This window comes from Saccharicrinis aurantiacus (genome assembly GCF_001660705.2).
Classification (GTDB): Bacteria; Bacteroidota; Bacteroidia; order Bacteroidales; family Marinilabiliaceae; genus Saccharicrinis; species Saccharicrinis aurantiacus.
In genome coordinates, this window is sequence record NZ_LYBV02000057.1 from 1 (window position 1) to 5,311 (window position 5,311).

General features: G+C 31.8%; 4 protein-coding genes. 3 read left to right on the plus strand and 1 reads right to left on the minus strand.

Annotated features, from left to right (window positions below; genetic code table 11):
* Positions 1 to 38 precede the first annotated feature (38 nt).
* Positions 39 to 911, plus strand: a complete 873-nt coding sequence (locus tag A8B35_RS22830; RefSeq protein WP_075604133.1) for an efflux RND transporter periplasmic adaptor subunit — start codon at positions 39 to 41, stop codon at positions 909 to 911.
* Between the two features lie 63 nt (positions 912 to 974).
* On the opposite strand, the gene A8B35_RS22835 is transcribed toward A8B35_RS22830, so the two are convergent.
* The gene (locus tag A8B35_RS22835) at positions 975 to 2,216 is read right to left on the minus strand and encodes a site-specific integrase (protein ID WP_075604134.1); all 1,242 of its coding nucleotides are present in this window, start codon (positions 2,214 to 2,216) and stop codon (positions 975 to 977) included.
* Between the two features lie 546 nt (positions 2,217 to 2,762).
* Between A8B35_RS22835 and A8B35_RS22840 the strand changes: the two genes are divergently transcribed.
* Together A8B35_RS22840 and A8B35_RS22845 are read left to right on the plus strand one after the other, a co-directional pair.
* Entirely contained in the window at positions 2,763 to 3,308 is a 546-nt protein-coding gene (locus A8B35_RS22840) for a hypothetical protein (RefSeq protein WP_075604135.1), read from the plus strand.
* Positions 3,309 to 3,543: 235 nt separating this feature from the next.
* The gene (locus A8B35_RS22845; RefSeq protein WP_075604136.1) at positions 3,544 to 4,599 is read left to right on the plus strand and encodes a tetratricopeptide repeat protein; all 1,056 of its coding nucleotides are present in this window, start codon (positions 3,544 to 3,546) and stop codon (positions 4,597 to 4,599) included.
* The last annotated feature ends 712 nt before the right edge of the window (positions 4,600 to 5,311 follow it).

A 5,311-nucleotide genomic window follows, 5' to 3' on the forward strand; every position in this document is an offset into this window, starting at 1 on the left:
ACTATAAATAATAGAATTGATCATTAAAAAAGTTAACAATGAAGACAATTAATATAATCACATTACTTCTTGCAGTTTTATGGGTAGGATGTAATAACAAGCAAAGCGAAACACAAGTAAATAACAACACAACAGAAATAATCAAGGAGGAAAGCCCAAGAGAAGAACCAATACCTGTTATTTCAGAACTTAAGCCCATCCATTGTACTGGAATTATAGATATACTGCCACAACATACAGCTACAGTAACCGCTACAGTGGGAGGCTTTGTTGAAACCATTAACGTGAACATGGGGCAATGGGTAGAAAAAGGAACACTTTTAAGTACATTGAAGCATCCTGATTATATCGATATGCAAATGGAATACTTGAGTTTATCGAGTGAGTTTGAATATCTAAAAACTGAGTATGTGCGTCAAGAAACGTTGCATAAAGAGAAGGCCATATCAGAAAAGACCTATCAGCTAACAAAATCAAATTTCAATACAGTAAAAGCGCAAAAAGCGGGACTTTCTGCCAAGCTAGAGATGTTGGGAATTAATCCGGCTAACATCACAGCTAGCAACATAAATTCAACAATAAAAATACTGGCTCCAATAAGTGGTTATGTCGATCATATTGATATTGTACCAGGTAAAATGATTACTTCCGAAAACGATATGTTTGATATTATTAATGTGCGAAAAAATATAGTTCGACTGAATGTTTTTGCACAGTACAGTGGTTTGTTAGAAACAGGCCAAGAGGTACTTTATTCATTAAACGACGATGAAACATTTAAGGCTACCATAAGCTATATCGATAAATCGGTGGAGCAAGAAAGTAATACCCTACAAGTATTGGCAAAACCAATAAACCAAAGCAAAGAGTTTGCTATCGGAACCTATATTGATGCCCAAATCATACAATAAGTACATAGTAATTTAAAATACTGCGTCTCAATCTTTATAAAGAAGGCTGAGGCGCTTTAAATTTTAAAATGCAGTTAAATGTTTAGCAACATCTCTTTTCATGTCATCTTCAAAACTATCTAAATATAGCTCGGTAGTTTTTAAGTCATTATGACCAAGACTTTCACCAATAAACTCGGTAGAGATACCAGATCGTTTTAAAACCGTTGAAAAACTATGCCGTGCAGTATAAGTGGTAATATGTTTGTCAATACCAATTTCGTTTGCAATATTCTTGATATGTCGGTTGATGCGTTTGATGCAATTATTTAAAGCACATCTAGTTTGATATGGAGATAGATCATGTTTCAAAATATCGAATATGTAATTGCTTGGTGAGCGATCTTTATTACCCCATTTTTCAATTAACCTGCGTAATTCTTCAGTGTATGGTACACTTATAGGTTTAGCATTTTTGCTAGTCTTTAATGTTTTATGTCTAATAAAGATGATGAAATCTTTATTAATATTTTTGAATTTGAGTCTAGCAATATCGTTAATGTTGGCTCCATTTAACAAGTAACTAAACAGCCATAAATCTCTTGCTTTATCTTGATCTGATAGATATTCACATTCAAAATTATATATCTTTTCAATCTCATTTATCTTTAGAGCTTTCTTAATATTTTGACCTTGTGGTATTTTATATCCTTTTATCCCAAAAGGGTAGAGGTCTCTGGGAATAGTCCCATCGTTATGTGCGATTTTAAATATGGTACGAACAGGAACCATATAATTATGAACTGATGACATTGATAAATCTCTATCGAGCATCCATCTTTCATATTTTTCTAGTTCATTAACTGTTATCTCTCTAAAATCAAGTCGGGTAGTAGTATTAAAATATTTTTGTAGTGTTCTTTGTGCTGTCATATATTGACCTCTACTACACACTTGACCATTATCTTCAAATTCTTTAATCCTTCTTTTAAAGAAGAATAGTATGTTGCTGAGATCACCACCAGCAATACCAAACTTGGATTTGAACTGCTTAAATGAGAAATCATTCATAGATCCAATTATCTTTTGAGCTTTAGTTTCTATCATAGAAAATTCTAATTGAATATCTTTATTTAACCCTCTTGGTTTAGGAGTGCGTACTTTCTCAAAATCGCTTGGGGTAAATTCATAAATACGATCTTTTGTATCAATGCTATAATACATTTGTTTGCGGTTATAGGTAATTCTTAGCTTTGCCGGATGTTTACCATTTTTTTTCGTTTGACTCTTGTAAAGAACTATTGATGTACTTACTTTATTTCCCATACAATATGTTTTTTATTTATTACTATATTGTATGATCTTGAAATTTTAAGGATTTACGATTATATACTATATATACATTCTATCATACAAATACTATCCAAATATAGTATTATATGGTACTATATCAAACAAAATAAAATCGCAAAATACTGTAATAGAGTTAAATAGTACTATATGGTAATAAATAGAATATATAGTATAATGAATATAGGTTATAGGGCAGAAAGTGCTATTTGAAAGTTTGGCTTATTGTTGAAACACCGCCGAAGCTTTTGCTTCGGCTAAATAAAAACTATAAATTTATAACCAAAACAAAAGCTTCGGCTATATGGTAGCTGGATAGGTTTGTATTTCAAACTTGCCCTACAACCCATATTCGTCAACGTTAGCACTAATGGCACCAAAACCCAACAGTTAACAAATATTTACAGCTGGACAAAAAGAGGTGCAATTAGAAATTCTGTGAATTTAATTATTTGAACTATTATATGACTTTAAGGGAAATAGAAAGGTTAACATGATTGCCCTTTACAATATAGATTTTTAATGAAATATGATGTTTTATATGAGGTAGAGTTTGGTACTTTAAATTGGCCTATAATTCTAATACCGTTATGCTTGATTTTAATTGGACTCTATGCAATAAAGATGATTAAAAAGTATGGTTATGAACATCCAATGCAAAAGTATGGAGTATTGTCTGTTATAAACTATGTTTGGGTGGCCAAGTTCTTTTCATTTACAATTACACTATTTGGGTTCATATCTTTGATTGGAATTATTGTAATGATTCCTAGTAAGATAATAGAAAGAAAAAATATTGAGCGGATTTTACATACGCAGAGCTTTAACGTGGTTGAAGGCTATGTTGAAAACTTCTTGCCCTCAGATAGTTTAAGGCGGAATGATGAAAGCTTTGAAATAAATGGCGTCAAATTTAGATATTCCGAAACTGATGAATTTTATGGATACTCCAAAACTGGTTCGAATGGTGGTATTATAAATTCAAATGGAGAGTATTACAAAGTAAGTTATTATGCGAAGCGTGACAATAATATAATTATTAAGATTGAGGGACATAGAAACCACTAGTGCTAACAAAAGCTAATACGTAATGCGGAGTCTGCTGTATTTTGGTTGGCTTGCAGGCTGTTTGGGGGCGCCAAATTTTCGTTACGAAAATTTTGTATGTTTAAGGTGAATTTTAAAACGCAAATTTGGCTATGTGGTTATTTGATAAGGTAGTTCTTCGAATCTCCGCACTACGCATAGCAAAACCGTTAGGCAAAATAGAAAAAACCATAACCTAGATAAAAGCAAAAATATTATGAAACAAGTTTTTACATCATTTCTAATACTAATAAGCATAATTGCATTTGGGCAAGACTCCCAAGTTGACAATTTATGGAAATTATATAATTCTCAGAAATATAATATAGCTATAGAAAGAGCAAAAATATTTCTTGAAAATGAGCCAAATAATATCGACTTAAATTTAATTATTGGACGTTCATATGCAGACATCGGAGAATTTAAAAATGCGCTCACTTTTCTTGAGACTGTTGTAACTAAGGACAAAAACAATTCATGGAGAAAAGCATGGGCACTAAGTTATCTTGGGACTTGCTATTTTATGGAGCAAGATTATAATGATTCTGAATCTTCGCTTAATCAATGTATAAAACTGAATGCAACAAAAAATGCCACTAATAATGCTTACGGGCAAGCTCTGCTTTTTGGGTTTAATGAATTTTATAAAACTTGGAAAATTGTTGAAACTGATAACTTTAGATTCCACTTTCAGAACATGACTGATAATGATATTAAAAGATATGTCTCAACAAGACAGGAAGCATTTCTAAACATTAATGATTTTTTTGATAGTGAAATTCCTAAAAAGATTGACTTTTTCGTTTGGGACTCAAGAGATGATGCAAAAAGGTTGCTAAGAGCTAATTTAGGATTTGCCAAGCCAAGATTTTGTGTTTTACATTCGCATTTTCAGCAAACAAAAGGACATGAAATGACACATATAATTTCAAACTATTCTACTAAGATGGTTAATAAGACTGGATTGATAAATGAAGGTACGGCTGTTTGTTTTGACCAAACTAATCAAGATAAAGAGAAAATTGTAAAAGATTGGTTGAAAAACAATAACAAATCAGTTTCAATTAAGGACATTTGGACAGACTGGAAAGGTTATCCAGCGGAACTGACATATCCATTGTCTGGGTTATTTGTGAAAGAGTTGATTGATAATTTTGGTAGAGAAAAATACATTGAGTTTTTTGGTAACCAGACATATGATAATGCTAAATTGGTGTTTGGAGAAAAACTTGACAAAGTGATTAAAGACTTTGAAAATAAGATGAATACCTAAATAACTACTTTGCCTAACAATAAATATACGTAATGCGGGACGATTTAGTGAATTTGAACATTAAATCATTTAATAAACAAAATATCGGTTTGATAGTGAAGTGCCTTGAAATCCCGCACTACGCACATTCGAGCCGTTAGGCTTCATTATTCACGGCGCTTAAATACAAATTGTATTTTACATCCTTAGAATCAGGAATATGAAGGAATTTAATTTTCCTAAAAACTGAATTTATTGCATGCAGAATCTTACAAGAAACCAAGACTTTACAGGTTGGAAAAGTAAGGCGCTTATTGTGTAGACTTTCATGACTTCGTTTTCTTGACGTGTTTTAAAATTTTACATCTTGGTTTGTTTGACTGACAAATATGGACTGACTTTGGTTGACTTGTAATTTGACCATTTGGGTTTTGAATATGCGGACTAGAAAGGAATTATCAAAACTCGGTCAGACCAAATATTGTCACTCATAAGGAAATAAAGTTGGAAGGAATCTCAAATAAAGTCCAGAAAAAGAAATAACGAAAGCCTAACAATCTGGCATAAAGCATAAGCGTTTGCAGTAGTTTTGAATTTTGCAAGTTGTTTGAGTTCCGCCAAAATTTTTATTTATGTTCAGAAAGTATTAAGTTTAACAAAAATAAAAATATTGGCTTAGTGGGGTTTTGGTCGTTTGGTTTTTTCAAATCGCTTACAGCTTCATCCAGTCAAC